This is a genomic window from Chryseobacterium shigense (genome assembly GCF_014207845.1).
In the GTDB taxonomy this organism is placed as follows: domain Bacteria; phylum Bacteroidota; class Bacteroidia; order Flavobacteriales; family Weeksellaceae; genus Chryseobacterium; species Chryseobacterium shigense_A.
This window is the reverse complement of record NZ_JACHLC010000003.1, coordinates 363,800-389,998: the sequence shown is the minus strand read 5'-3', so window position 1 is coordinate 389,998 and position 26,199 is coordinate 363,800. Positions and strand designations below refer to the sequence as shown.

Below are 26,199 nucleotides of genomic sequence, written 5' to 3'. Positions count from 1 at the left end.
TCAAATCTAAGATTTGCCACCCCTCCAGCGGAGGAGAATTTCCGGTTAAGCCTATACGAAAAGTCAATTGAATACAAAATTTCAGTCTTTCATTCAATCATTATTTTTCCTGAATATGACGGTTTTTCCATTATTTCAAAACAAATATAAAAGAATCGGAAATTTTGTCAAGTTAATTTACCGTTAAAAATAGATAATTCGGAAATTTTGTCCATATTTTTTGTAAATTTAATAATTGAATGATTTTTGAAATAATGTAACCGATTAAATGATTAAATAACTTGATGGCATTAAGAAACCGGGCCTTACAATTTGGTTTCTTGATGTCTTTTTAAAAGCTAAACCCAAACAAAGTATTACACAAAACATAAAAAATATGAATTTAAACCAATATACCGTAAAATCACAGGAAGCCATCCAGGCAGCACAACAGACTGCTCTGGAATTTGGTAACCAGAGTATTGAGCCGCAACATATACTTGAAGGTATTTTTCAGGCAGATGAAAATATTTCGCCTTTTCTATTAAAAAAATCTGAAGCAGATGCCAATCTGGTAAGGGAGCGAAACAGAGAAAATATTGAAAAGCTTCCAAAGGTTCAGGGAGGGAATATTTACCTTTCACAATCAGCCAACAAAATTTTGCTGGATGCCCCGAACATTGCCAAAAAAATGGGTGACGAATACGTAACAATTGAACATTTATGGCTGTCTTTACTGGAAACCAGTTCTGAGGTATCCAAAATGCTTAAGGATATGGGCGTAACGAAAAGTCTTCTGGAAGGTGCTATCAAAGAATTAAGAAAAGGAAGTAAGGCAACTTCTGCAAGCTCAGAAGAAACTTATCAATCCTTAAATAAATATGCCAAAAATTTCAACGAACTAGCAGCAGAAGGAAAGCTGGATCCCGTAATAGGACGTGATGAAGAAATCCGACGGGTATTACAGATTCTTTCCAGAAGAACCAAAAACAATCCTATCCTCATTGGGGAACCGGGAGTAGGTAAAACCGCTATTGCTGAAGGAATTGCACACCGTATTATTTCAGGGGATATTCCTGAAAATCTGATGGACAAAACATTATATTCTTTAGATATGGGTGCGTTGATTGCCGGAGCCAAATACAAAGGGGAATTTGAAGAGCGTTTGAAGTCTGTGGTGAATGAGGTGATCAAATCTGAAGGACAGATCATTCTTTTCATCGATGAGATCCACACCTTGGTGGGAGCCGGGGGCGGTGAAGGTGCAATGGATGCTGCCAATATTCTAAAACCTGCTTTGGCCAGAGGAGAATTAAGAGCCATTGGTGCCACTACTTTAAATGAATACCAAAAGTATTTTGAAAAAGATAAGGCATTGGAAAGACGTTTTCAGAAAGTAATGGTTGAAGAACCGGATACGGAGTCTGCCATTTCCATCCTGCGTGGTATTAAAGATAAATATGAGGCTCACCATAAAGTAAGAATCAAAGATGAAGCGATTATTGCTGCGGTGGAAATGTCCCAGAGATATATTTCGGACCGGTTTTTACCGGATAAAGCGATTGACCTTATTGATGAGGCTTCCGCGAAACTGAGAATGGAGATTAATTCAAAACCGGAAGAACTGGATGTTCTGGACAGGAAATTAATGCAGCTGGAAATTGAATTGGCCGCTATTTCAAGGGAAGGCAACCAGACCAAAATTGATCATGTAAAAGAAGATATTTCAAAGATTTCGGAGGAAAGAAATGAGATCAATGCGAAATGGCTGAAAGAGAAACAGAAATCTGAGGATTTAACCCAGATTAAAAAAGATATTGAATCTCTGAAACTGGAAGCGGAAAAAGCTTCAAGAGCGGGAGATTATGCTAAAGTCGCTGAAATCCAGTACGGAAAAATAAAGGAAAAAGAAGATGCGTTGCAGAAACTGGAGCTGGAGATGCAAAACCACCAGAATGAACTGATTAAAGAAGAGGTTACTTCTGAAAACATCTCTGAAGTCATTGCCAAATGGACAGGAATTCCTGTTACCAAATTACTTCAGTCTGAAAGAGAAAAATTACTGAGCCTTGAAACCGAACTTCATCACCGTGTTGTAGGACAGGACGAGGCCATTACGGCCGTTGCAGATGCTATCAGAAGAAACAGGGCCGGATTAAGCGATGATAAAAAACCGATCGGATCTTTTCTGTTTTTAGGAACAACCGGTGTTGGTAAAACAGAGCTGGCAAAAGCGCTGGCGGAGTTCTTATTTGATGACGAGAACAATATGACCAGAATTGACATGAGTGAATACCAGGAAAGACACAGTGTTTCAAGATTGGTGGGAGCTCCTCCGGGATATGTGGGTTATGATGAAGGCGGCCAACTAACAGAAGCGGTAAGAAGAAGACCTTATTCTGTGGTGCTTTTGGATGAGATTGAAAAAGCCCATCCGGACGTTTTCAACACATTGCTTCAGGTATTGGATGACGGACGTCTTACAGATAATAAAGGACGTGTAGTGAACTTTAAGAATTCAATCATTATCATGACCTCGAATTTAGGCTCCCATCTGATCCAGGAGAATTTTGAAAATATTACAGAGGAAAATCAGGATGAGATCGTCAATACAACTAAAGATGAAGTTTTTGACCTTCTGAAACAGACATTACGTCCTGAGTTTTTGAACAGAATAGATGAGGTAGTATTGTTCCAGCCTCTGAACAAAAAAGAGATCGGAAAAATTGTTCAGTATCAATTGAGAGGATTTAATGATATGCTGGCTAAGCGAAATATCATTATGACCTCCACTCAGGATGCTGTAGATTACCTGATGAATAAAGGATACGACCCTTCTTTTGGGGCAAGACCTTTGAAAAGAGTGATCCAACAGGAAGTTTTAAATAAATTATCAAGAGAAATTCTTGCAGGAAAAGTAAATGACGGAGACAGAATTACTCTGGACTATTTCGAAGAAACCGGCTTGGTTTTCAGGCCGACAGATCAATAAAGTAGTTTTTTTCATATATATTATTTTTGTAAGTAAGTGGTGCAGCCCAATTCTGCATCACTTATTTTTTTATTTAAAATTTGGACATGATATACAAATTTACATTTATTAGAATGTGAGATTTTGATACAATATCGGTAGATTAATAGGAAATCAATCTTTTATTTATTGCAAAGAAAAGGAGATGAGTATTATGATGAAGCCGGAACACTTTCATTTCAGAAAATATATAGGATTTTTAAACCGCGGATTTCACGGATTTACACAGATGTTTATATTATACTTTTTTGAAATTGCTAAAATCATACGTAATCATCTGTATAAATCTGTGAGATCTGTGGGAAGTATAACAAAGATAATATCGAGGTTTTGTATTTTAACAATAAACCATATGATAAGATTCTATATCTGCAAAAATATTGGACTAACATTGAATATAATGACTTGGATTTTATCAATACCATGTGAAATATAAGTATATTTATCATCCAAAAAATTACCAACTAAAACAAAATCAGTATGAAAAAGTTAAAAAGAAACGATCTTAAAAAGATCAGCGGTGGTGTATCCGCTGTAATAACAGAATGTGACATTGACATGAACTGCCCTGCAGGTTTATGCTGCTCAACAGGAAATATATGCAGAGATCCCAGAAGATATCCCTGCATTTAATCTTTCCATTACAATCATTACCAACAGAGCCTCCATTTCAACCGGAGGCTTTATCATTTTACAGTATAATATACAATCCGTAAAACCACGGAAAAAGAAACGGGAAAAAACACATCAGTTTACTGCTTATTTTTTACGAAATTTGCATACTAACTAATATTCTTTTATAAAACTACCGTTATGAAAACAGAACCTACTTTAGAGGGGGGATCACTTGGAGCTGCTTCAAGAGAGAACACCATTGCTTCAGAGCTTGTTAAAAAACTGATCAGCAATTACAGAGACAATCAGATGGAGGCTGTTAATAAAGAATTGGGAATTACCGACTCCCACTCCATATGGTTCGACCTTCCTAAACTGAAAAAATTTATTGCCTGCGTAGAAAATGAGGCTAAAAATGCAAACCCTAATGTTTCTGAAGCCGATTTAGGGATCAGGTTTTATTATGCAGCCTATCCAAAAGCTGAAGACTGGGCTATTATGGAAAACCACCCTGTAGAAAAAGAGTATGCGCAAAGACACACATTAGTATTGGTTCCTACTTTGAAAAAAGAAGACGAAACAGGAGCAATGCTTAACTATGATTTCTGCCCGTCCGGTTTTGATTCAGCAATAGCTATGACAGCAAAAAGAAGCAATGAAGGTGAGACTCTTGCAGAAAACCACGGAGTATTATCTCCACCGGAAAGTCCAAAAACAGAGCAATTTCCTTAATACTTTAATTTATCTTACCCCCATATTAAAAAATGACAGAATTTCAGAAAATACTCCAGGATTCTATGATCTGGGCAGAAGGGCTCGCTGCTTTCATATCGGTTATTTACTTTAACCGTAATAACGAAGAAGGGTACTGGAAGTATTTTTCCATTTATCTTATCATTATGTTCCTGTCTGAATTAATGGGAAAATGGGGAGATTTATTCATAGATTACAATAAGCAGAAATTTTATAATTATTTCGTAATTCCCCTTGAGTTTCTTTTCTTTTACTGGCTATATGCTGTAAAGTCATTAGGTAAACCAAAGTTATTTTACACCATGTCTCTTTTATATCTGCTGTCATTTTTAACCAGTGAATTCTTCTTCACTACCAAAAAGATTATTTTATCCTTTAACTATACAGTAGGCTGTCTCATCTTAATGGTACTGGTAGTCATGGAATATTATAAACAGATTAATTCTTCCGAAATTCTGAACTTCAGCAGAAATAAGATGTTCTATATTAATCTGGGAGTTACGCTATTTTATATAGGAACACTTCCCTTCTGGACCTTTTTTAACCTCATTAAGGAATACCGGGAACTTTATAGCATCTATTTTTCTTATTTTCTCATTTCAGGAATTATCATGTATCTATTATTTTCAATTTCATTCATATGGGGAAAACAGAGCTCATCATAGTATTAATTTTATTCAACATATTCTTTGTACTGTTTGTATCCGCAGTAATAGTTTACATAAGAAAATACCAACAGCGCAAAAAAGAATACATGAACGAAATTGAAGTAAAAAACGAAATTCATAAACGTGAGCTTCTTGCCACACAGCTTGAAATCCAGCAGGCTACCATGCAGCAGATAGGGCGTGAGCTTCATGATAATATCGGCCAGAAACTTACATTGGTAAGCCTCTACACCCAACAGCTTCTCTATGAAAACCGGGTTCCCGAGGTAAGTGAAAGGATCGATCAGGTATCCCAGATCATCAACCAGTCGCTGCAGGATCTGAGAAGCCTTTCAAAGACCCTGACAGACGATAATATAAACCAAAAGGAAATTGTAACTTTGATTCAGGAAGAAGTAGACAATACCAATGCTTTTAAGAGATGTCATGTAACTTTTGAGCATAATTTCAAGCAGCTTGATCTGGGCTTTGTTCATAAAAACGTATTACTCAGGATTACGCAGGAATTTATTCAGAACAGCATCAAACATGCAAACTGTAAAAATATTTTTATCAGACTGAATACTTCTGACGATATACTTTGGGAACTTAACCTTAAAGATGACGGTACCGGATTTGACAGTACCAACATAAAATCAAACGGCATTGGCCTCACCAATATGAAGAATAGAGCCGCCATTATAGGTGCTGATTTCAGCTTTGAAAGCCATGAAGATACCGGAACCACACTCAATATTATTTTAAAGAAACAGCCATGAAAAAAACCATAGTGATTGTTGACGACCACGTACTTATTGCCAAAGCTTTGGAAGGGATCATTGATAATTTCAATGATTTTGAAGTGATTTATGTATGCGAAAACGGAAAAGATCTCATTCAGAAATTTGAAGACAATGGCCAGATTCCGGATATCGTCCTGCTGGACATCAGTATGCCTATTATGAACGGCTTCGAAACCGCTGCCTGGCTTACACAGAATCATCCGGACATTAAAGTGATGGCACTCAGCATGCAGGGTGATGACAACAGCGTCATTAAAATGATCAAAAACGGTGCAAAAGGGTATCTGCTGAAAAACACCCATCCGAAAGACCTGGAAACTGCATTGACAAAATTAGATTCCGAAGGCTTCTTTTACCCGGAATGGGCCTCAAAGATCATATTTTCCAATATGAACAAAGACAAGGAAACAGAGAATTCAGTAAGAATTTCCGACCGTGAGAAAGAATTTCTGAAATACACCGTCACTGAGCTGAGTTACAAGGAAATTGCAGATAAAATGTGCTGCAGTCCAAGAACGGTAGAAAGCTATCGTGATCAGTTATGTGATAAATTGGATCTTAAAACCCGGGTAGGCCTTGCAGTTTTTGCTATTAAAAATGGTTTTGCCGGCTGATTAAAAAAGAGAAATAAAATTAAAAATATAAATCAATTTAAATATTTAAGTTAATTATTTTCAACAAAAATATATTTTGAAATAAAATATTTTAAACACACTGTAGTGATATGATTAAAATCCACATAAACACTACAAAAGATAAACAATATTCAATATTCATCGGCTTTGAGTGAAAAATATGCAAATATTTTAAAAAATATTTTGTTTATTAGTTTTTTATAATATAAATTTGGAGACCAAACCATTTATAATTTATTTATGAAAAAACTATTATTCGGAGCTCTCGTTCTGAGCTTCATGTCAGCTTGTAACAGTGATAATATTTCCAGCCAGGAGGATATATCCCAGGATTCAAGTGCTCCAACAAACTTTACAAATTCAAAAAGAGCATGCCCTTCCGATCTCATAAGAGAAAAAAATCTTAAAAATGATCCGGCATTAAGAGCAAGATTTGAGGCCAATGAATTACAGTCTGATAAATTCTCAAGAGATGCCGTACTAGGCAAAGTGCTTGCGGACGGAACCGTTGAAATTCCGGTTGTTTTCAATGTAATCTATAACACAACTGCCCAGAATGTTTCTGATGCAAGAATTGCAGAACAAATTGCGGTACTTAATGCAGATTACGGTGCTACCAATTCTGACATCAATAAAATTCCTGCAGCGTTTCAGCCTTCTGCTGCCGGTAATGTTAAAATCAGCTTTAAACTGGTGGCAACTAACCGTAAGCAATATACAAAAACAGGCTGGAGATCTGATCTTGAAGAGATGAAAAAATCTACAACAGGAGGTATCAATGCTACAGACCCGACTAAAAACCTGAATATCTGGGTTGTTAACTCAATTCTTGATGAGAACAGTCAGCCGGGAACACTGGGTTACGCATATTACCCTGAATCTGCCGGATTATGGTATGACGGTCTTGTAATCGGTTATCAGTATATTGGAAAAACAGGCGCTTCAGCTCCATTTAACTTAGGTAGAACTGTTACCCACGAAGTAGGCCACTACCTGAATTTACCTCACCTTTGGGGATCTTCCAACACAGGTTGTCAGACAGATTACTCTAACGACACTCCTACGTCTCCAGGACCAAATTATGGTACACCTACTTATCCTTTAAACAGAGTTTGCGGTGGAGTAAGCCGTTCTCAGATGTTTATGAATTACATGGATTATGTGGATGATAAAGCGATGTTCATGTTCTCTGCCAACCAGAAAACAAGAATGCAGGCAGTTGTAGCCGCTGCTGGCCCAAGAGCAGGATTAAGATAATATATCCAGATTAATTTTTAAATAAAAAAGCCTGAATTTCTTCAGGCTTTTATTTTTATAATGATCTCGTATTATTTTCAGGGGTATAATCCATAAAGATATCTCCATCCAGAATTACTGATTTCACCTTCTTCTTAATAGGAATTGTAAGATCTGCCTGGTTCTGGTCTTTTTCCCACAACGCCGGCGAGAAATGAAGCTTTTCTACAGACCCGTCCTCATAATTCAGTACAGCATCGAAAGGAATGGCAAAACCTCCTGCATTGTCCACATTTACCGTAAGAAGATCATTAAGCTGTGAAGCTCCGGTTATTTTTAAATCAATATAATTGTTAGTGTAGAACCAGTTTTGAAAGAACCAGTTCAGATTTTTTCCGGAACCTGTATTCATTGAATTGAAATAATCCCACGGCACAGGATGTTTCCCGTTCCAGTTATCCATATAATGAAGAAGGGCTTTTTTGAACAGGTCATCTCCCAAATAATCCTTTAATGCAAGATAAGACAGGGATGCTTTTACATAAGAATTGTTTCCATATCCGACTCCGCTTACCTGCGTACTCATAGTAATGACAGGTTGATCCTGTTCAGCAGAAGGGTCATTGATCCATCTTTTAACACGGAAATTTTTATAAAACTCTTTGGCGGCAGCTTCACCGTTTTCATCAATTCCGATCAGGTATTCCAGTGTTGTTGCCCAGCCTTCATCCATAAAAGCGTAGCGGGTTTCGTTGATTCCCATATAAAAAGGGAAATAAGTATGGGCAATTTCATGATCTGCTGTAAGTCTTGCATCACGAAGATCATCAGGAATACTTGTATCATTAATCATCATTGGATATTCCATATCAGCATATCCCTGAATAGCAGTCATTACGTTATATGGATATTCCACGCCCGGCCATTTCTTTGAGAACCAGTCCAGGTTATAATGCATCCAGTCTACATAATTCTCAAAATCTTTAGCTCCCGCCTTATATCCTGCCTGAACGCTCGCTCTTTTCGTTTTTAACTGAACACTTGCCGCATCCCAAACATAGTGATTACTTAATGCAAAACAAAAGTCTGTGATATGGCTGGCTTTGAATTTCCAAATGTTCCATTTATTTTGTTTGGTTACTTTTCCTGCCTTCATTTCCTGTTCAGAGGCAATGTGAACAACCTTATCATTTCTAAGGGAAGATTTGTATCTTTTTAAATATTCCGGCTGAAGCACAGCATCAGGATTCAGAAAATCCCCGGTAGCCCATACTACAAAATTTTTAGGAGCACTGATGGCAAAACTATAATCATTAAAATCATTATAAAACTCCTGCCTGTCGGAGTGCTGAAGCATATCCCACCCATTGTAATCATCATAAACCGAAATTCTCGGGAAAGAATAGGCCACGTAAAAAGTTTCGGGATCTATCTGCCCTTCCCTCCCACTCTGTACGGAAAGCGGGTATTCCCATTCTATTTTTACCTCAGCTTTTCCACCGGCTTTAAGCGGTTTATTCAGTTTTACTTTTTCTACTGTGCTCCAGTCATCACTGTTTACCGCATACTTCTCACCGTTTATCATCAATGATTTGATATGAAGACCTGATGAAAGGAAATCTTTGGACACAAAACCTGATCTCGGCGACTGTGGCTTATGAAGATTATTCACAAACCTGACAGCCAGATCCTTAAGTTCATCCGGACTGTTATTACTGTACATGATGGTTTCTTTTCCTGAAACGGTTTTGGTTCCTGCATCCACTTTTACCTCCACATTATAAATTCCTTTATTCTGCCAATAGTTTTTGCCCGGAGCCCCGGAAATATCCCGGGTTCCTTTTTCATAGGCTTTTTTAATATTTCTCGGCATATATAATTCCTGTGCAGAAACCTGTTGTATTGAAACAGCTATTATCAGGGCATAAAGAAATCGTTTCATATCTCCAATTTTTTTAAACAAAAATCAAAATTAGCAAAAATGCAATACAGAACAGCTATTTCTTTTATAATAATATTTTATGAATGATTTTAAAACAAAAATCCAATCCCTGAGAGGAATCGGATTTGAAGTTGATTTTCCGGTGAACTGTTCGGAATTAATAAGAAAGTTCCGCCAATACCGGAAAATGATCTGATGGATATAAAAGATTTTCCCGTCTGTCGTTGATATGTCTCTGGGATTTTATTCTGAATCCTTTTACGAAAATATAGTCAATCCTGTCCTTAGGAACTTCCTTGATATTGAAAGCTGTAAAAGTTCCTTTTGGTCCGTAAGGTTTTGTTTCAGAATGATAAAAGCTGTCATTCAGGTTCTGTGAAAGTATTTTTATCGGCTCTGAATCTTCTGTTAAATTAAAGTCTCCGCTTAAAGTTACCGGAAGGCTTTTAGGATTGAGTTCTTTGATCTTTTTCAGGATAAGTTCGGAAGATTTTACTCTTGCCACATTCCCGATATGATCGAAATGAAGATTCATTGCCAGGAATTCTTTTTTCGTTTTTTTATCTTTAAAAACCGCATAGGTACAAATTCTGTTAAGCGCTGCATCCCATCCTCTTGAAGGCTTTTCCGGTGTTTCGGAAAGCCAGAATGTCCCGGATTTTATAACCTGAAGCCTGTTTGTATCATAAAAAATAGCTGAAAACTCTCCTTTTTCTTTTCCGTCGTCCCTTCCCACTCCTACATAATCATAATTCTTAAGCCCTGTCTTAATATCTTTCATCTGCTCAGGAAGCGCTTCCTGAACCCCAAAATAATCGGGATGATAATAATTTAACAGATCCAGGGCATCCTGTTTTCTCTCTGTCCAGGCATTTTCTTTATCTGATGTTACCTGCAGCCTGATATTAAAGCTCATCACTTTAAGATACTGTGAAAACCCTAATGTAAAGAACAACACGGATAAAATTGATAATCTGAAATTCATAACCCTATTTTTAAATTAGAATAACAAAAATAGAACATCTTTGTGAGAGGTGATGCAGTTTGGGAATACATTATTATTAATTTAAGGAAGGAAGTCTGAAGATGGAGGATGGAAGTTAAAATAGCCGGAAGAAGCAATTGAAGTTTAACTTTATAAATGTTTTATCACTTCATTGCTGATAATAGTACTTATAAGACTGAAAACTCTAATCTTCCTTTCCCTACTTTCTTCCAACAAAAAATCTAAACTCCAAATGCATGGAGTTTAGGTCTCTCAATAAGAATTAAAGCTATGTTTTATTCTTTGGTAAATTTATATTCTCTTCCGGCCTGTTTAAAGATGAGGTCTTTTTTATCTTTACTGAATTCCAGCGTTATTCCGGCTTCGTTAAAGGTAAACTGGTTCCCGCCGGCATATTCAAGAGGGAATTCCGGCTGGTTGCCTGCTTTGGCAAAAAGCTGTCCGTTCTTATCGGTAAATACCAGTTTGATCGGGTCACTTTTAGTACCGTATGTTCCGGCAAAATCTTTTGTATTTACCTTTTCAACAGGCTTTGTTTGCGCTGAAGGCCAGATATTGTTGCTCATATTCACATCAGGAACCAAAGAATCCGGATCAAGCATCACTTCACTGATTTCTTTATTTGAATTCAGCTTAAGGAGCCATTCCGTGTTACGTTTCCAAACCTCAACCGGGATCTTAATGATCTGTTTAGTACCGTCTTTAAATTTCACCTGAACGGTTGTAGGCATCGGAAGCTGTCCAATATTTTCAACTGTGATCTGGGCACCGTTTTTAAAGTCTCCGCCGTTGTATTTTACGTCTTTAACAGACTGGTCAATCTGCCATTTATTGATGAACCATCCTCTCCAGAACCAGTTCAGCTCTTCTCCGGATACATTTTCCATCGTATGGAAGAAATCCCAGGGCGTAGGGTGTTTGAAGGCCCATCGGTCAACATAAGTTTTAAAGGCTTTATCAAATTTTTCAGGGCCCAGAATGGTTTCTCTTAAAATCTGCAGTCCCATTCCCGGCTTAAAGTATGCAAGAATTCCTATACTTCTTTCTTTCATATTATCAGGACCTACCATTACAGGTTCAATGTTATCGCCCATCATAAAGGCTCCGGTTCTGGCAATATCTTTTTTCCTGTAGTATTCTCCGTTGTTAAAAGCTTTTGTGGATAGTTCATTGATAAAGGTGTTGAAGCCCTCATCCATCCATGCAAATAATCTTTCGTTCGAACCTACGATCATCGGGAACCAGTTATGCCCGAATTCGTGATCCGTAACTCCCCAAAGATCTTCACCTGCAGAATCCATATGACAGAAAACAATTCCCGGGTACTCCATTCCGCCTTCATTTCCTGCTACATTGGTTGCTGCGGGATAAGTGTATTCATACCATTTCCGGGAATAATGTTCAATGGCTGCCTTTGTATACTCTGTAGATCTTCCCCAGGCTTTTTCGCCCGCACTTTCTGCAGGATAGGCAGATATAGCAACTGATTTTTTACCGCTCGGAAGGTTTATTCTTGCTGCATCCAGAATAAATGCGGGGGATGAAGCCCATGCAAAATCGCGGGTTTGGTCTATTTTGAATTTCCATGTTTTGGTTCCTGAAACCTGATTTTTTCTGATCTCGGATTCCGGACGGATCATTACTGTTTTATCACTGTTTCTTGCCTGTTCCCAACGGTTGTTTTCATCTTTGCTGTAAACTTCTTTGTAATTCTGCAACTCTCCTGATGCCACTACATAATGATTGGCGGGAACTGTAATATTTACCGTAATATTTCCATATTCCAGGTAGAATTCTGATGCTCCTACGTAAGGAAGCGTATTCCAGCCCATTACATCATCATACACACACATCCTTGGATACCACTGTGCAATTGTGAAAATTTTACCATTTTTTGTTTCCTGCACCCCCATCCTGTCGGAGCCGTATTCCGGAGAGATAAAAGAATATTCTATCTTAATCTTGGCAACACCGCCTTTAGCTTTAAGCTCTTTTGGAAGATCGATCTGCATCCTGGTATCTGTGATGGTATATTTCACATCTTTACCGTCCAGCTTTACAGATTTTATTTTATAACCTCCGTCCAGCTCTTCTCCATGAGCTCCATTTCTGCTTCCTGACGGCGGAACTACAGCATTACCACGGGAATCTTTTGCAAACAGGTTCTGATCAAGCTGCAGCCACAGAAAACTCAATTGATCCGGACTGTTGTTGGTATAGGTAATATCCGCTGTCCCTGTAATTTCATTTTCAGCCTCGTTAAGGTTTACATTTAAATCATAATCTGCCGAATTCTGCCAGTAAGCATGACCGGGCTGACCACTCGCCGAACGGGTTTCTGTCCCTGTCTGAGGATAGAAGAAGGGCTTGAACGCCTCTACATAACTGTATTTCGGAGTTTCCTGTGCTAAGGCAGATCCTGAAAATAAGGATAATACTGCCACTGCAATAAGGCCTGGAAGTTTATAGTTCATTCTGAGAAATTTATAATATTTCTGTGATAAGTTATAAAAAATCCCGGAATCGTTACAAATCCGGGATGCTTTTATCAAAATTTAAATTAATCTGATTTAGAGTTATTTAATGAGGAAAGCTGGAAGAGGGAGGATGGAAGTACTTTTGGACTGATAATTTCTGACAGTTATCGAATTAAATCATTCAAAAAATAATTGGATGATTATTATTTTTCAGGTTTTCAATAACTTCTCTCTTCCCGTTTCAGGCTTCCTGCCTTTCGTTAATTTGTTTTTTTCGCTTTAATCATTGCTTCAAGGGCATCCCACATTTCTTTCGGGATATCTTCAAGCATATTGAACTCTCCTGCTCCCTGAAGCCACTCGCCTCCATCTATCGTTACTACTTCACCATTCATATAAGCAGAATAATCTGAAACCAGATAAGCGGCAAGATTGGCAAGCTCCTGATGCTCACCCACTCTTCTTAAAGGAACTTTTTTCCTCATATCAAACTTTTCCTGAAGATCCCCCGGAAGCAATCTGTCCCAAGCTCCTTTGGTAGGGAAAGGGCCTGGCGCTATTGCATTGAAGCGGATGCCGTATTTTGCCCATTCCACGGCTAAGGATCTTGTCATAGCCAGAACCCCAGCCTTTGCACAAGCTGAAGGAACTACGTAAGCAGATCCTGTCCAGGCATATGTGGTCACGATATTCAGAACTGTTCCCGGAGTTTTAGAATCGATCCAGTGTTTTCCAACGGAAAGGGTACAGTTTTTTGTTCCTTTTAAAACGATATCCAAAATAGAATCAAATGCTGAATGTGTTAGTCTTTCTGTTGGCGAGATGAAATTTCCCGCGGCATTGTTCAGTAAAATATCAATTCTTCCGAACTCTTTTAATGCGGCTTCTTTCATGGATTCCACCTCATCCCAGTTTCTTACGTCACATGCGACACACAGAACTTTTCCGCCGGTTTCCTCCTCCAGTTCTTTTGCTGTTCCCTGCAATTTCTCCAGATTACGGGAAGTGATCACCACTTTTGCTCCCAGTTCCAGAAAATATTTCGTCATTGCCTTTCCAAGACCGCTTCCGCCTCCCGTTACAATGGCTACTTTATCTTTTAATGCACCTTCGCGCAACATGGGCTGTGTATATAAATTCATATGATTTTATTTTTTCCTAAAAATACTAAATATTGAACTCACGCCATTTAAAATAATGAGATAAATAATAATGTTATAAATAGTTATTCTCCATATTCCAAAAAATAACAGCAACCCTGTAATGGATTACAAGGCTGCTGTACTTTTATGATTGTCTGATCGTAAAAATATGTTATTAAATAACCACTCCTTTGAAAGAAAGTGTTTTAGGTGTTTTGGTTTCACTGGTGGTAACATTAACTGTTTTCATAAATGCCCCTTTAGCTGCTGCGTTATAACTAGCTTCCACAAATCCTTTTTTTCCCGGAAGAATCGGAGTTTTAGTGTAATCTGCTGTTGTACAGCCGCATGATGGTGCTACATTTTCAATAACGATAGGTTTTGAGGTTGTATTGGTAAATTCAAATCTGATCACCTTTGGTTTTCCCTGAGGAATATTTCCTACATCTATAGATTCTGATTTCCATTTAATAACATCTGCAATTGTTTTCACTATTGAATTACCTTCGGCAGGAAATACATTGGCATAGAAAGGAGAGAATGCCATAACGGCTAAAACTGCTGTAATTTTTAATTTTTTCATGAGTATAAATTTTAATAGTTAATAAATTATTATCTTTTGATAGAGCAAATGTACAGCAGATGACCGATACTGGTTGTTAACCGCTGTCAAACATTTGTTAACAAGTTGTTAATGATAAAAGATTAATAGATATTTTTGGATAATATTGTTCCGGAAATGAAAATAAAGAAACTCAATATTATTATAACGCTTGGATTCATTGCTATTATCGGAATTTTGATAGCACAGCTTCTGTGGGCACGGCAGGCTTATAATCTTGAAGACAGAAAATTTAATCAAAAAGTAAATATCGCCCTGCTGGAGGTGGCCAAAAAGTTATCCGGAGAAAAAAATTCCTTTACCGAAAATCCTGTACAGAATATAGCCAATGACTATTATGTAGTTAACACCAATAACGAATTCCATCCTGTAGTTCTTGAACATTATCTGAGAACGGAATTCACCCGTTTCCAGGTAAATACAGATTATGTATATGCTTTATATAACTGCCATAGCGATAAAATGATTTATGGGAAATACATGTCAAAAAACCAGGAAAGCCCCAGCGATAAGGTCATTAATTTTCCCAAACATAAAAATCTTACCTATTATTTTTCCATCCGTTTTCCGGATAAAACCACTTACCTGATAAGCTCACTGAGGTTTTGGTATTTGCTTACGTTTGCGCTTATTATTATTTTACTGGTGTATGTTTATTCCATATATACCATTATTCAGCAGAAAAAATTCTCGGAACTTCAGCGGGATTTTATCAATAATATGACGCATGAGTTTAAAACACCGCTGTCTTCCATACTTTTAGCATCAGAATCGCTCAGCAAGCAGGAAATCGTACAGGAAAATTCCAAATTACAAACCTATACTTCCATTATTATCAATCAAAGCCACAAGCTCAACAGCCATATTGAAAAAATACTGAATATTGCCAAAAATGATTCTTCCGGACTGTCTTTAAAACCCCAGAAGATTATACTGCTTCCCTTTATCCGGGAGATTGCCGATACCATGGAACAAAAGAATGAAAGCATCACCATTGATATAGACATTGAAAACGGTGTATCAGTAATGGCTGATGAATTTCATTTTACCAATATCATCTACAACATTCTGGATAATTCCATTAAATATTGTGAAACAAAGTCCCAGGTGATCATTTCTTCCTACAAAGATTCAAAAGGTTTATATTTAAGGTTTAAAGATAACGGAATGGGAATTCCCGCTAAAAATATTCCTCATATTTTTGACAAGTTTTATAGGGTGAATACCAAAAAAAGTGAAGAGATCAATGGCTTTGGATTAGGACTGTTTTATGTAAAAAAAGTAGTGCAGCAGCATAACTGGAAAATTTCAGTTGAAAATAATGCAGACAAAGGAATTACCACAATGCTCTTTTTCCCGTCTTAAATAATGCATAAGTATGGAGAAATCTAAAATTTTGTATGCAGAAGATGATCAAACCATAGCTTTTCTGATTCAGGACAGCCTGGAAAGCTATTATGATATCAACTGCTATTCGGATGGAAAGTCTGCACTTGATGCATTCAACAGCCAGGATTTTGATATCTGCCTGCTGGATATTATGATGCCCGAACTTAATGGATTTGAATTGGCACAGGAAATCCGAAGTAAAAACACTGAGATCCCTATCATTTTCATTTCTGCAAAAGCACTAAAAGAAGACAGAATTAAAGGGCTGAAAATCGGGGCGGATGATTATCTGGTAAAACCGTTCAGCATAGAGGAACTGATCCTGAAAATTGAAGTTTTCTTGAAACGCACAAAGAAAAAAGACACCTCCCTTCTGAAATATAAAGTCGGAAAATATGATTTCGATCCGAAAAATTACACCCTCCAGAATACGGAAAACAGCATTACGCTTACACAAAGAGAATCTGAACTGCTTTTGTATTTCATCCGTCACAAGAATGTAGTTGTCAAAAGGCAGGATATCCTGAAAGCCATCTGGGGAGATGATGATTATTTCATGGGCAGAAGTCTGGATGTATTTATTTCCAGATTGCGAAAAGTACTGGCTGACGAGCAAAACATCCTGATCGAAAACCTACACGGAATAGGCTTCCGTTTTTCGGAAAAAGATGCTTAATAATTTTGTTTAAACAGATTTGACAGTAAAATTTCATCCGGATTAAAGCAATAAATCATTATTCTTTGTTTTTGATTAACTTTAATCTTTGAAAATTTGCTCTTAATGAAAAATCACGGAACAACTGTTTTTCTATTCCTTTTATTCTTCAGCTTAAATCTTAAAGCTCAGAAATCTGAAAAATTAATACAATACGTCAATCCATTAATTGGTACCGAAAAAATGGGCCACACCTATCCCGGAGCCACCGTTCCTTTCGGAGCTGTACAGTTAAGCCCGGAAACCGATACTATTTCCTACGAACTGAACGGAAAATATAACGGCGAAGTTTATAAATACTGTGCCGGCTACCGCTATGAAGACAAAACAATTGTAGGTTTCAGCTCAACGCACTTTAGCGGAACCGGGCATTCTGACTTGGGAGATTTTCTTATCATGCCGACTGTTGGAAAATTACAGCTGAATCCGGGAACAGCATCAAATCCTGAAAGTGGCTACAGAAGCAGATTTTCTCATGAGAATGAAAAAGCAGAAGCCGGGTATTATAAAGTAAAACTGGACGACTACAATATTCTGGCAGAGCTTACTGCCTCAACCAGAACAGGAGTTCACCGCTATACATTTCCAAAATCTGATCAGGCACATCTTATTTTAGACCTTACCGCCGGAATTTACAATTATGACGGTAAAAACGTCTGGACCTATGTACGTGTAGAAAATGATGGAACTGTTACCGGATATCGCCAGACCAACGGCTGGGCAAGAACAAGAACCGTTTATTTTGCCATGAAATTTTCAAAACCTTTTAAGTCATACGGACAGAAAAATTTTGACGGGCCGCAGGTTTATAAAGGATTCTGGAGAAAATTCGATCAAAACAAAAACTTCCCCGAAATCGCAGGCAAAAACCTGAAAATGTATTTTGATTTTGACACCAAAGAAAACGAAGCCATCGAAGTAAAACTCGCAATTTCTCCCGTAAGCCAAGCCAATGCTCTGGAAAATCTGGAAAAAGAAACCGGTCGTCAATCTTTTGATCAGGTAAAAGCCAAAACCCAGGAAAACTGGAATACCGAACTGAATAAAATCCTCATTAATGGTTCTGACACAGAAAAAATGAACTTTTATACGGCAATGTACCACACGTTCATCAGTCCTACCACTTATATGGATGTCAATGGTGAGTATAAAGGTTTAGACCAGAACGTCCATAAGGCGGAAGGCTTTACCAACTATACCACATTTTCAATCTGGGATACTTACCGAGCCCTACACCCCTTCTTCAACATTATCCAGCCCAAACGGAATAATGATATGGTAACATCCATGATGGCCCATTATAACCAGTTTTCCATGAAAATGCTTCCGATATGGTCACATTATGCCAACGATAACTGGTGTATGAGTGGTTATCACAGTGTAAGCGTGGCAGCCGATGCGGTAATCAAAGGAAATTACACCGGTGATCCAAAAGAGGTTTTGAAAGCCTGTATTGCAACAGCCAATAAAAGAGATTATGAAGGAATCGGGTACTATATTGACATGGGCTATATTCCTGCTGAAAAAAGCGGGACCTCAGTTTCAAACACTCTTGAATACGCTTATGACGACTGGGTCATTGCCCAACTGGCAAAACATCTTGGGGAAACGGAAATTTACAACCAGTTCATCAAACGTTCTGAAAACTGGAAAAATAATTTTGATCAGAAAGAAGGATTTATGCGTCCCAGATCAGAAAACGGAAGCTTCAAAAAAGATTTTGATGTGTTGAGCACCCACGGACAGGGTTTTATTGAAGGAAATTCCTGGAATTACAGTTTTTTTGTTCCCCAAAATCCGGATGGCCTGATTCAAATGATGGGAGGCAGGAAAAAATTCGCTTCCAAGCTGGATGAACTGTTCACCATGCATCTTCCTGATGAATTTTTTGCTGATACGGAAGACATTACCCGCGAAGGAATTATCGGCGGTTACGTTCACGGAAATGAGCCGGCTCATCATGTTGCTTACCTTTATAACTGGGCGGGACAGCCATGGAAAACACAGGCACAGATCCGCCGTATTTTAGAAATGCAGTATAAGGCAACACCTGACGGTTTGGGAGGAAATGATGATGCAGGACAAATGAGTGCGTGGTATATTTTAAGCTCACTCGGGTTTTATCCTGTAGCACCAGGCTCCGAAGATTATGCAATAGGAAGTCCGGCTGTAGATCATGCCATATTAAATCTGGAAAACGGAAAAACTTTTGAAATTGAGGCAATCAACCAAAGCCCTAAAAATGTTTACGTGGAAAAGATTCTTCTGAACGGCAAAGAGATTAAGAATTTTACATTAAAGCATTCTGAAATTACGGCTGGTGGGAAACTTACATTTTATATGAGCGCTAAGGCAAAGAAATAGGTTCTTTTTTAACCACAAAAGTCACAACAGATTTTAGGATACTTAATTTTCATCATGATTAATATTCGCTGGATCAAAATTTCCCTCCCTTAGAAGCGTGGCAAAAATTTTCTGAATTTTTGACGGGGTGATTTAACATTCACACCTCCAAAATTTATAACAATAAAAGGGCAAATGTATTTATTTGCCCTTTTTATTTTCTCTCTTTTCCTTACAATTATTCTCCTGCTTCAAAAAGAAGTCTTTCCCCGAATTTTCCGTCTGCAATTTTACCATTATCATAAACAAGCTGCCCGTTAACAAAAGTCTGGGTTATTTTGGAATGCAGATTCATCCCTTCGAGCGGACTCCATCCGCATTTGTAAAGAATATTGTCTTTGGCTACAGTCCAGTCTGTATTTAAGTCTGCCAGAACAAGGTCCGCCTTATACCCTTCCCTTACAAAACCTCTTTTCTCAATTCTGAAAAGTATAGCCGGATTGTGGCTCATCTTTTCAACGATCTTTTCCAGAGAGATTTTTCCAGCATAATAATTTTCCAGCATAACCGGCAATGAATGCTGTACCAAAGGCGCACCGGAAGGGCATTTTGTATACACATTCTGTTTTTCTTCAGCAGTATGGGGCGCATGGTCCGTAGCAACCACATCAATTCTTCCGTCAAGAAGAGCTTCCCATAATGCATCTTTATCTTTCTGGGTTTTTACGGCAGGATTCCATTTGATCAAAGATCCCTTAGTTTCATAATCGTCATTGGTAAATGTTAAGTGATGGACGCATACTTCAGCGGTAATCTTTTTATCTTTTAACGGAATATCATTTCTGAACAGCTCCATTTCTTTAGCTGTTGAAAGATGAAAAACATGAAGTCTCGCTCCTGTTTTTTCTGCCAGTTCAATTGCTTTTGAAGAAGATTTATAGCATGCTTCCTCACTTCTGATCAGGTGATGGAATCTCACCGGAATATCTTCTCCGTATTCATCAATATACTTCTGAGTGTTGGCTTTGATCGTTGCTTCATCTTCGCAGTGAACAGCGATCAGCATTTTTGTACTGCTGAAGATATTTTCAAGGGTTTCAGGATTATCTACAAGCATATTTCCGGTAGAAGAGCCTAAGAATAATTTAATTCCCGGAACATTTCTCGGATTGGTCTTCAAAACTTCTTCAAGGTTATCATTGGTTCCACCCATCATAAAACCATAGTTGGCATATGCTTTTTGAGAACCTATTTTATATTTATCAGCAAGTAATTCCTGGGTAACTGCATTAGGAACCGTGTTCGGCTGGTCTATAAAACTGGTTATCCCTCCTGCAATAGCCGCTCTCGATTCCGTTTCAATATCTCCTTTATGGGTAAGGCCCGGATCCCTGAAATGCACCTGATCATCTATTACTCCCGGCAGAAGGTATTTCCCGGAACCGTCAATAATCTGGTCTGCATCTTCGGAAATATTGGAATCTATTTTTGAAATAAGGTCGTTTTCTATTAAGATATCGCTTTCGAAGATTTTGCCTTCGTTCACGATCTTTACATTTTTGATTAGGGTCTTCATTTTTACTTTTTATAGAAATTAGGGGTTTAGATATTAGAAGCTAGAAAAACCAGAGTTATAATATCTAATTTGTATCAAAAGCAAAATTAAGGTTTATGAATGAATTTTAATGTTTCCGATTATAAATCAATTTCTAAATATTTACATTTGCATAAAATTTCACACATTGAAAAAACTTCTCAACGAGACGATTATCTATGGAATTGGGGCCATTATGCCGAGGATCATTGTTGTATTGCTCAATTACCTGTTTATTAAGAACATCAATAACAGCGATTTTGCCATATTTACCAATCTCTACGCGTTGATATCCTTTGTAAATATTGTCCTTTCCTTTGGTTTTGAAACCGCTTATTTCAGATTTTCCTCCGATAAGGATAATGAGCAGAAAGTTTTCAATACGTCATTCTGGTTTCTGACAGGTTTATCAACTGTTTTTTTAATACTTGTTTTATTATTCAACCAACCCATTGCAAATGTTTTCGGTTACGAAAAAACCCCGGAATTTATCCGGTGGTTCGCGTGGATTGCCTTCTTTGACAATATCCTCGTTATTCCTCTGGCATGGTTCAGATTTCATAACAGGCCCATCAAATATACTGCTATCAGAGTGATACAGGCCGTTTTCCAGAGTATTTTTGCTATTGCATTATTTCTTTATATCCCACAGGAATTTTCATTAAAATTAGGTTTAAAAGAAAAAGTATCTTATCCTTTTTACAGTAATCTCGCAGCCAGCTTTTTAGGATTCCTGCTTGTTTTACCTGTCATTTTAAAGGTTAAATTTCAGTTTTCAAAGGATCTTTTTCTGCAAATGATCAAGTATTCGTGGCCGGTAATGATTGCCGGACTGGCATTTATGGTGAATGAGAATTTTGATAAGTTCATTCAGAAATTCATTATCAATGATGCCGAGGCAGGCGCTTATGGAGGATGCTATAAAATGGCCGTGCTTATGACGCTTTTTGTTACTGCATACAGAATGGGAATAGAACCCTTCTTTTTTAAGCAAATGAATAACAACAATGCCAAAAACACCTATGCTAAGGTTACCGAATATTTCTCGTTCTTCGCTTCTATAGTTGCCTTAGGAATCATTGCCAATGTTTCATGGATAAAACTTTTACTGGTTCCCAACAGCAGCTACTGGATTGCCATAAATATCATCCCCATCATTGTAATTGCCAATTTATTCTTCGGCATTTATTATAATCTTTCCACGTGGTATAAGGTAACAGACAGAACAAGAGTAGGAACCTATATTTCCTGGACCGGAGCAATTATCACCATTGCCCTGAATTTCTTATTTCTGAAAAAATACGGTTTTATGGTTTCCGCCTGGGTAACTTTAGCCGCTTATTTTGTTATGATGGTTCTTTCCTATTTTCTAGGTCAGAAGTATTACCCTATTCCTTACAGAATGAAAAAAATATCATTTTTCATCCTCCTTTTAGCAGTCTTCAGTTATATGATTGTAGAATTATTCGATTACAATTTCTGGATAGGGAATCTTTTATTTCTTGTTTATGCAGGAGTTTTAATTTATTCCGAGAAAGACATGCTGTTATCAAGAATGAGAAAAAACTGATTATGGCCTCTAATTTGATACTATTGAGTTCTTAAAAAAATTAAGCAGGAGATCGATAAAGATGATAATTATTAGGATTACCAATGATTTTAATTATTACCTTTAGCCTGAACAAATTAAAAAAATAACAAATAAAAACATTGTCATATAATCTATGAAAATAATTGTTCCTATGGCTGGACGTGGTTCCAGATTACGTCCACATACTCTGACAGTTCCAAAACCTCTTATTCCTATTGCAGGAAAACCTATCGTACAAAGACTGGTAGAAGATATTGCCAAAGTAGCTGGTGAAAAAATTGAAGAAGTAGCATTTATCATTGGGGATTTCGGACCGGAGATTGAAAAATCTTTACTTCAGATAGCCGAAAAACTGGGAGCAAAAGGCAGTATATACTACCAGAATGATCCGCTTGGAACGGCACACGCCATTAAATGTGCAGAAGACTCCATGCAGGGAGATGTAGTGATCGCTTTTGCAGATACGCTTTTCCGTGCAGATTTCCAGCTTGATAAAAATTCTGACGGAGTGATCTGGGTAAAAAGTGTAGAAGATCCGTCTGCCTTCGGAGTGGTAAAACTGGACAACTATGGCTTTATTACGGATTTCGTTGAAAAGCCTCAGACTTTCGTTTCAGATCTTGCCATCATCGGTATCTATTACTTCAACAGTGCTGAAAAACTGATGAACGAGATCAATTATATCATGGATAATAATATTAAAAACGGGGGCGAATACCAGTTGACTACTGCTTTGGAAAACCTTAGGTCAAAAGGAGCGAAGTTTACTTTAGGAAAGGTAAATGACTGGATGGACTGCGGAAATAAAAATGCCACCGTAGAAACCAACAGCAAAATCCTTGAATACGAGAGAGAAGAAATGCTTAATTACCCGAAATCTGCAGTTATTGAAAACTCGCTGATTATCCAGCCGTGTTTTATTGGTGAAAATGTAAAAATTTCCAATTCTAAAATAGGCCCGGGAGTTTCATTAGGGAATAATACGGTCATTGTAAATTCCAATATTGAGAACTCTTTGATACAGGAAAACACGAAGATCAATCACGGAAACCTTTCTAATTCAATGATCGGGAATTCTGCACAGTACTTTGGAGTTTCCAGAGAAATTTCTTTAGGAGACTACTCAGTTCTTGATTTTTTATCCAGATAAGATCAGAAATACCTGATTTAAAACAACATACCCCAGGCCACACAATATTTCTTGTGTGGTTTGGCGTTAATATTGCAGCGTACCTTTTAATTGAAAGATAAATACATGAAAAACTGGATCCCGATACTTCTCATATTCCTTACCCTGTCATCCTGTAAAACAAGAAATGCTGCCAAACACAATAATGGCAACAAACAGGACAGCACAATTATAGCAGAGGAAGATAACAGAAATCCTAAAGATGCCAATGAACCGGTAAGAGACAAACTTACCTTTTATGAACATGTACTTATCCCTCCAAAATTTGATCAGATCAAGATCAACAGTAAAGTGAATGTGGAAACCGGAAACTTTATCCCAACCCTGGATGCTGTTATTTATATTGAAAATAATACAAAGGTCTGGATGAATCTTCAGGCGTTCTTCTTTACCGTTGCAAAAGGTATTGCTACTCCTGAAGGTATCAAAGGCCAGGATAAAACCAGTAAAACCTACATTGATTCAGATTTTGACTACTTAAACAACCTGCTTAACGTCAATTTCATCGATTATAAATCGCTGGAAAAAATACTGATGGGCAGAACTTTTATAAAAATCAGTGATTCACAGTTTACTCTTACCAGAAATGCGCAGGGCTTTAAAATGGTTTCCAATAACAACCAGAAAATTGAGACCGATCAGAAAACCAGAGAATATAAAGTTCTTCTTAATTATGACACCAATTATGATCTTCTGAGCGTAAATTTAAAGGATGTTTTGTCTGCTGACGAACTGGAAATCTCTTACAGTAACTGGAATGAATACAACGGAATCCGCCTTCCAAAAAATGTTAAAATAATTATAAAAGGTTCAAAATCTAGTCAGATTTTACTGGAAAACACGAAATTTGACTTTTCGAGGATGGAAACACCTTATTCTGTACCATCCAGTTATAAGAAAATCGAGATTAAATGATTAGAAAATTTAGCTTTTTAATAGGTATCCTCATGTTCGGCCTGCATCAGGGACAGCAGAGCAAGGAACAGCTTCAGAAACAGAATGCCGATCTTAAAAAACAAATTGTACAAATAAATACAGATCTGGCAAAAACCAGAACTGAATCCAAACTTTCAGTTGCCTACCTTGATAACGTCAATAAAAAATTAACTTTAAGAGAAAAGGTTTATACCAATACTCAGAAAGAAAAAAGATTTATTGAAGACGAGATCTATCTGCGTCAGCTGGAAATCAACCGCCAAAACAAAGAATTGGCAGTTCTGAGAAAGAACTATGCTGAAGTTCTCGTAAATGCATACAAAAACAAAGGAGTACAGAACAAAGTAACCTTCATTCTTTCATCCAAAAACTTAGGAGAAGCTATAAGAAGAGTACAGTACTTAAAGCAGTATGCTGATTATCAGGATAAAAAAGCTGCAGAGATAAGCAATGCAGCAGCACAGATCAAAAAATCAATCGCGCAAAAACAGAACTCTGCAAGAGAAAAAGACAATCTTCTGGTTAATCAGCAGAAAGATCTGGCAACCATCAATGTAGAAAGGGCACAGAAAGAACAGCTGCTGGCAGATTTCAAGAAGAATGAAGCCAAACTTACTGTAGAGCTTAAACAAAAGCAGGTGCAGTCCAAAGCTTTGGAAGGACAGATCAGAGCCATTATTGCGGAAGAAATCAGAATAGCAAAAGCTGAAGAAGAAGCAAGAAGAAAAGCAGAAGCTGAAAAAATCCGTATGGCTAAAATTATTGCAGACAGAGAAAAAGCAAGAATTGAAGCCGAAGCAAAAGCCAAAGCCGAAGCACTGGAAAGAGAAAGGAAAATAGCCGAAGCTGAAGCTAAAAAAGCAGCAGAATTAGCCGCAAAAAGAGCAGAAGAAGAAAGAAAACGAAGTGAAGAGGCAGCAAGAGCCGAAGCCAGCGCAAAAGACGAAGCACGAAGAATAGCTGCTAAAAAAGCATCAGACGAGGCCAATGCCAGAGCAAAAGAAGCATCAGACAAACTTATCGCAGCAAGAGCCGCAGAAGCCGCACTAAACAAGAAAAAAGAAGAAGAGAAAAAGGCCGCTGAAACCAAAGCAATGACCAGCTATGGAGTTACCACAACTACCGGTAGCAGCTTTGCAGACAGCAGAGGAAGACTTGGCTATCCTGCAGACAGAGCAGGACAGATTACCCACCGATTTGGAAGACAGCCACACCCGGTTTTCAAAAATATTGTTGAGGATAATACAGGAATTAAAATAGCAGTACCATCAGGAACCCGTGCTAAATCTGTATATCCGGGATCAGTCTCTTCTGTATTGGCCAACAGTGACGGAACAAAAACCGTTATGGTGAAGCATGGAAACTATTTTACAATCTATTCCAATTTGGCAAACGTAAGTGTATCCAAAGGACAGCAGGTGTCTTCCGGCACTCCCGTAGGTACGGTAGCCCAGGACTTCGATGGTTCTTACACCCTTGATTTCCAGGTATGGAACGGAAATACGCCAGTTGATCCGTTAGGTTGGATTTCATATTAAAAAAAGCGTAACTTTG

General features: G+C 37.7%; 20 protein-coding genes. 14 read left to right on the top strand and 6 right to left on the bottom strand.

Translation table 11 applies throughout. The annotated features are described in order from the left end of the window. Nucleotides 1-376: 376 nt before the first annotated feature. The 7 genes from clpB (at nt 377) to HNP36_RS14540 (ending at nt 7,720) form a co-directional block, all read left to right on the top strand. Nucleotides 377-2,971, top strand: a complete 2,595-nt coding sequence (gene clpB, locus HNP36_RS14570; RefSeq protein ID WP_184165065.1) for an ATP-dependent chaperone ClpB — start codon at nt 377-379, stop codon at nt 2,969-2,971. Between the two features lie 519 nt (nt 2,972-3,490). Beyond that, the gene (locus HNP36_RS14565; protein WP_184165062.1) at nt 3,491-3,643 is read left to right on the top strand and encodes a hypothetical protein; all 153 of its coding nucleotides are present in this window, start codon (nt 3,491-3,493) and stop codon (nt 3,641-3,643) included. Between the two features lie 180 nt (nt 3,644-3,823). Then, a complete protein-coding gene (locus HNP36_RS14560; protein ID WP_184165059.1) occupies nt 3,824-4,357 on the top strand; it encodes a hypothetical protein in 534 nt (177 codons plus the stop codon). 32 nt (nt 4,358-4,389) lie between these two features. Further along, nucleotides 4,390-5,043, top strand: coding sequence for a hypothetical protein (locus HNP36_RS14555; protein ID WP_184165056.1), 654 nt, complete (start codon nt 4,390-4,392; stop codon nt 5,041-5,043). A gap of 89 nt (nt 5,044-5,132) precedes the next feature. Next, nucleotides 5,133-5,804, top strand: a complete 672-nt coding sequence (locus HNP36_RS14550) for a sensor histidine kinase (protein ID WP_228456381.1) — start codon at nt 5,133-5,135, stop codon at nt 5,802-5,804. Then, nucleotides 5,801-6,442 carry a response regulator transcription factor gene (locus HNP36_RS14545; protein ID WP_184165050.1) on the top strand — a complete coding sequence of 214 codons (642 nt, stop codon included), beginning with the start codon at nt 5,801-5,803 and terminating at the stop codon, nt 6,440-6,442. Before HNP36_RS14550 ends, HNP36_RS14545 begins: the two co-directional genes overlap by 4 nt. 261 nt (nt 6,443-6,703) lie before the next feature. Beyond that, nucleotides 6,704-7,720, top strand: coding sequence for a zinc metalloprotease (locus tag HNP36_RS14540; RefSeq protein WP_184165047.1), 1,017 nt, complete (start codon nt 6,704-6,706; stop codon nt 7,718-7,720). A 55-nt stretch (nt 7,721-7,775) separates the two neighbouring features. On the opposite strand, the gene HNP36_RS14535 is transcribed toward HNP36_RS14540, so the two are convergent. The 5 genes from HNP36_RS14535 to HNP36_RS14515 all read right to left on the bottom strand — a co-directional run bounded on the left by HNP36_RS14535 (nt 7,776) and on the right by HNP36_RS14515 (nt 14,849). After that, the gene (locus HNP36_RS14535) at nt 7,776-9,641 is read right to left on the bottom strand and encodes a M1 family metallopeptidase (RefSeq protein ID WP_184165044.1); all 1,866 of its coding nucleotides are present in this window, start codon (nt 9,639-9,641) and stop codon (nt 7,776-7,778) included. A 157-nt stretch (nt 9,642-9,798) separates the two neighbouring features. Beyond that, on the bottom strand, nt 9,799-10,626 hold the full coding sequence (locus HNP36_RS14530; RefSeq protein WP_184165041.1) for an endonuclease/exonuclease/phosphatase family protein: 828 nt from the start codon (nt 10,624-10,626) through the stop codon (nt 9,799-9,801). A 296-nt stretch (nt 10,627-10,922) separates the two neighbouring features. Then, a complete protein-coding gene (locus HNP36_RS14525; RefSeq protein ID WP_184165038.1) occupies nt 10,923-13,121 on the bottom strand; it encodes a M1 family metallopeptidase in 2,199 nt (732 codons plus the stop codon). 263 nt (nt 13,122-13,384) lie between these two features. Beyond that, on the bottom strand, nt 13,385-14,266 hold the full coding sequence (locus HNP36_RS14520; RefSeq protein ID WP_184165035.1) for an SDR family oxidoreductase: 882 nt from the start codon (nt 14,264-14,266) through the stop codon (nt 13,385-13,387). 175 nt (nt 14,267-14,441) lie between these two features. Next, nucleotides 14,442-14,849 carry a DUF1573 domain-containing protein gene (locus HNP36_RS14515; protein ID WP_184165031.1) on the bottom strand — a complete coding sequence of 136 codons (408 nt, stop codon included), beginning with the start codon at nt 14,847-14,849 and terminating at the stop codon, nt 14,442-14,444. Nucleotides 14,850-15,005: 156 nt separating this feature from the next. Between HNP36_RS14515 and HNP36_RS14510 the strand changes: the two genes are divergently transcribed. From HNP36_RS14510 to HNP36_RS14500, 3 genes are all read left to right on the top strand, one after another. Continuing rightward, entirely contained in the window at nt 15,006-16,253 is a 1,248-nt protein-coding gene (locus HNP36_RS14510) for a sensor histidine kinase (RefSeq protein ID WP_184165028.1), read from the top strand. 13 nt (nt 16,254-16,266) lie between these two features. Further along, complete coding sequence (locus tag HNP36_RS14505; RefSeq protein ID WP_184165025.1) at nt 16,267-16,953, top strand: response regulator transcription factor; 687 nt, start codon at nt 16,267-16,269, stop codon at nt 16,951-16,953. A gap of 105 nt (nt 16,954-17,058) precedes the next feature. Then, on the top strand, nt 17,059-19,356 hold the full coding sequence (locus tag HNP36_RS14500) for a GH92 family glycosyl hydrolase (RefSeq protein WP_184165022.1): 2,298 nt from the start codon (nt 17,059-17,061) through the stop codon (nt 19,354-19,356). 217 nt (nt 19,357-19,573) lie between these two features. Here HNP36_RS14500 and HNP36_RS14495 read toward each other — a convergent pair whose 3' ends face one another. Further along, nucleotides 19,574-20,911, bottom strand: coding sequence for a dihydroorotase (locus HNP36_RS14495; protein ID WP_184165018.1), 1,338 nt, complete (start codon nt 20,909-20,911; stop codon nt 19,574-19,576). A 166-nt stretch (nt 20,912-21,077) separates the two neighbouring features. Here HNP36_RS14495 and HNP36_RS14490 point away from each other — a divergent pair, with 166 nt between their 5' ends. The 4 genes from HNP36_RS14490 to HNP36_RS14475 all read left to right on the top strand — a co-directional run bounded on the left by HNP36_RS14490 (nt 21,078) and on the right by HNP36_RS14475 (nt 26,183). Beyond that, entirely contained in the window at nt 21,078-22,499 is a 1,422-nt protein-coding gene (locus tag HNP36_RS14490) for a lipopolysaccharide biosynthesis protein (RefSeq protein WP_184165015.1), read from the top strand. A gap of 154 nt (nt 22,500-22,653) precedes the next feature. Beyond that, entirely contained in the window at nt 22,654-23,670 is a 1,017-nt protein-coding gene (locus tag HNP36_RS14485) for a sugar phosphate nucleotidyltransferase (RefSeq protein WP_184165011.1), read from the top strand. A 105-nt stretch (nt 23,671-23,775) separates the two neighbouring features. Continuing rightward, entirely contained in the window at nt 23,776-24,624 is an 849-nt protein-coding gene (locus tag HNP36_RS14480; protein WP_184165008.1) for a DUF4292 domain-containing protein, read from the top strand. Beyond that, nucleotides 24,621-26,183 carry a M23 family metallopeptidase gene (locus tag HNP36_RS14475; RefSeq protein WP_184165005.1) on the top strand — a complete coding sequence of 521 codons (1,563 nt, stop codon included), beginning with the start codon at nt 24,621-24,623 and terminating at the stop codon, nt 26,181-26,183. Before HNP36_RS14480 ends, HNP36_RS14475 begins: the two co-directional genes overlap by 4 nt. Nucleotides 26,184-26,199: the final 16 nt, after the last annotated feature.

Bases quoted from the DNA above. Each gene is read 5' to 3' on its own strand.
- HNP36_RS14565 (WP_184165062.1), top strand. From the start codon at position 3,491: ATGAAAAAGTTAAAAAGAAACGATCTTAAAAAGATCAGCGGTGGTGTA.
- HNP36_RS14550 (WP_228456381.1), top strand. From the start codon at position 5,133: ATGAACGAAATTGAAGTAAAAAACGAAATTCATAAACGTGAGCTTCTT.
- HNP36_RS14505 (WP_184165025.1), top strand. From the start codon at position 16,267: ATGGAGAAATCTAAAATTTTGTATGCAGAAGATGATCAAACCATAGCT.
- HNP36_RS14555 (WP_184165056.1), top strand. From the start codon at position 4,390: ATGACAGAATTTCAGAAAATACTCCAGGATTCTATGATCTGGGCAGAA.
- HNP36_RS14480 (WP_184165008.1), top strand. From the start codon at position 23,776: ATGAAAAACTGGATCCCGATACTTCTCATATTCCTTACCCTGTCATCC.
- HNP36_RS14500 (WP_184165022.1), top strand. From the start codon at position 17,059: ATGAAAAATCACGGAACAACTGTTTTTCTATTCCTTTTATTCTTCAGC.
- HNP36_RS14535 (WP_184165044.1), bottom strand. From the start codon at position 9,641: ATGAAACGATTTCTTTATGCCCTGATAATAGCTGTTTCAATACAACAG.
- HNP36_RS14560 (WP_184165059.1), top strand. From the start codon at position 3,824: ATGAAAACAGAACCTACTTTAGAGGGGGGATCACTTGGAGCTGCTTCA.
- HNP36_RS14540 (WP_184165047.1), top strand. From the start codon at position 6,704: ATGAAAAAACTATTATTCGGAGCTCTCGTTCTGAGCTTCATGTCAGCT.
- HNP36_RS14485 (WP_184165011.1), top strand. From the start codon at position 22,654: ATGAAAATAATTGTTCCTATGGCTGGACGTGGTTCCAGATTACGTCCA.
- HNP36_RS14520 (WP_184165035.1), bottom strand. From the start codon at position 14,266: ATGAATTTATATACACAGCCCATGTTGCGCGAAGGTGCATTAAAAGAT.
- HNP36_RS14525 (WP_184165038.1), bottom strand. From the start codon at position 13,121: ATGAACTATAAACTTCCAGGCCTTATTGCAGTGGCAGTATTATCCTTA.
- HNP36_RS14515 (WP_184165031.1), bottom strand. From the start codon at position 14,849: ATGAAAAAATTAAAAATTACAGCAGTTTTAGCCGTTATGGCATTCTCT.
- HNP36_RS14545 (WP_184165050.1), top strand. From the start codon at position 5,801: ATGAAAAAAACCATAGTGATTGTTGACGACCACGTACTTATTGCCAAA.
- clpB (WP_184165065.1), top strand. From the start codon at position 377: ATGAATTTAAACCAATATACCGTAAAATCACAGGAAGCCATCCAGGCA.
- HNP36_RS14495 (WP_184165018.1), bottom strand. From the start codon at position 20,911: ATGAAGACCCTAATCAAAAATGTAAAGATCGTGAACGAAGGCAAAATC.
- HNP36_RS14475 (WP_184165005.1), top strand. From the start codon at position 24,621: ATGATTAGAAAATTTAGCTTTTTAATAGGTATCCTCATGTTCGGCCTG.
- HNP36_RS14530 (WP_184165041.1), bottom strand. From the start codon at position 10,626: ATGAATTTCAGATTATCAATTTTATCCGTGTTGTTCTTTACATTAGGG.
- HNP36_RS14510 (WP_184165028.1), top strand. From the start codon at position 15,006: ATGAAAATAAAGAAACTCAATATTATTATAACGCTTGGATTCATTGCT.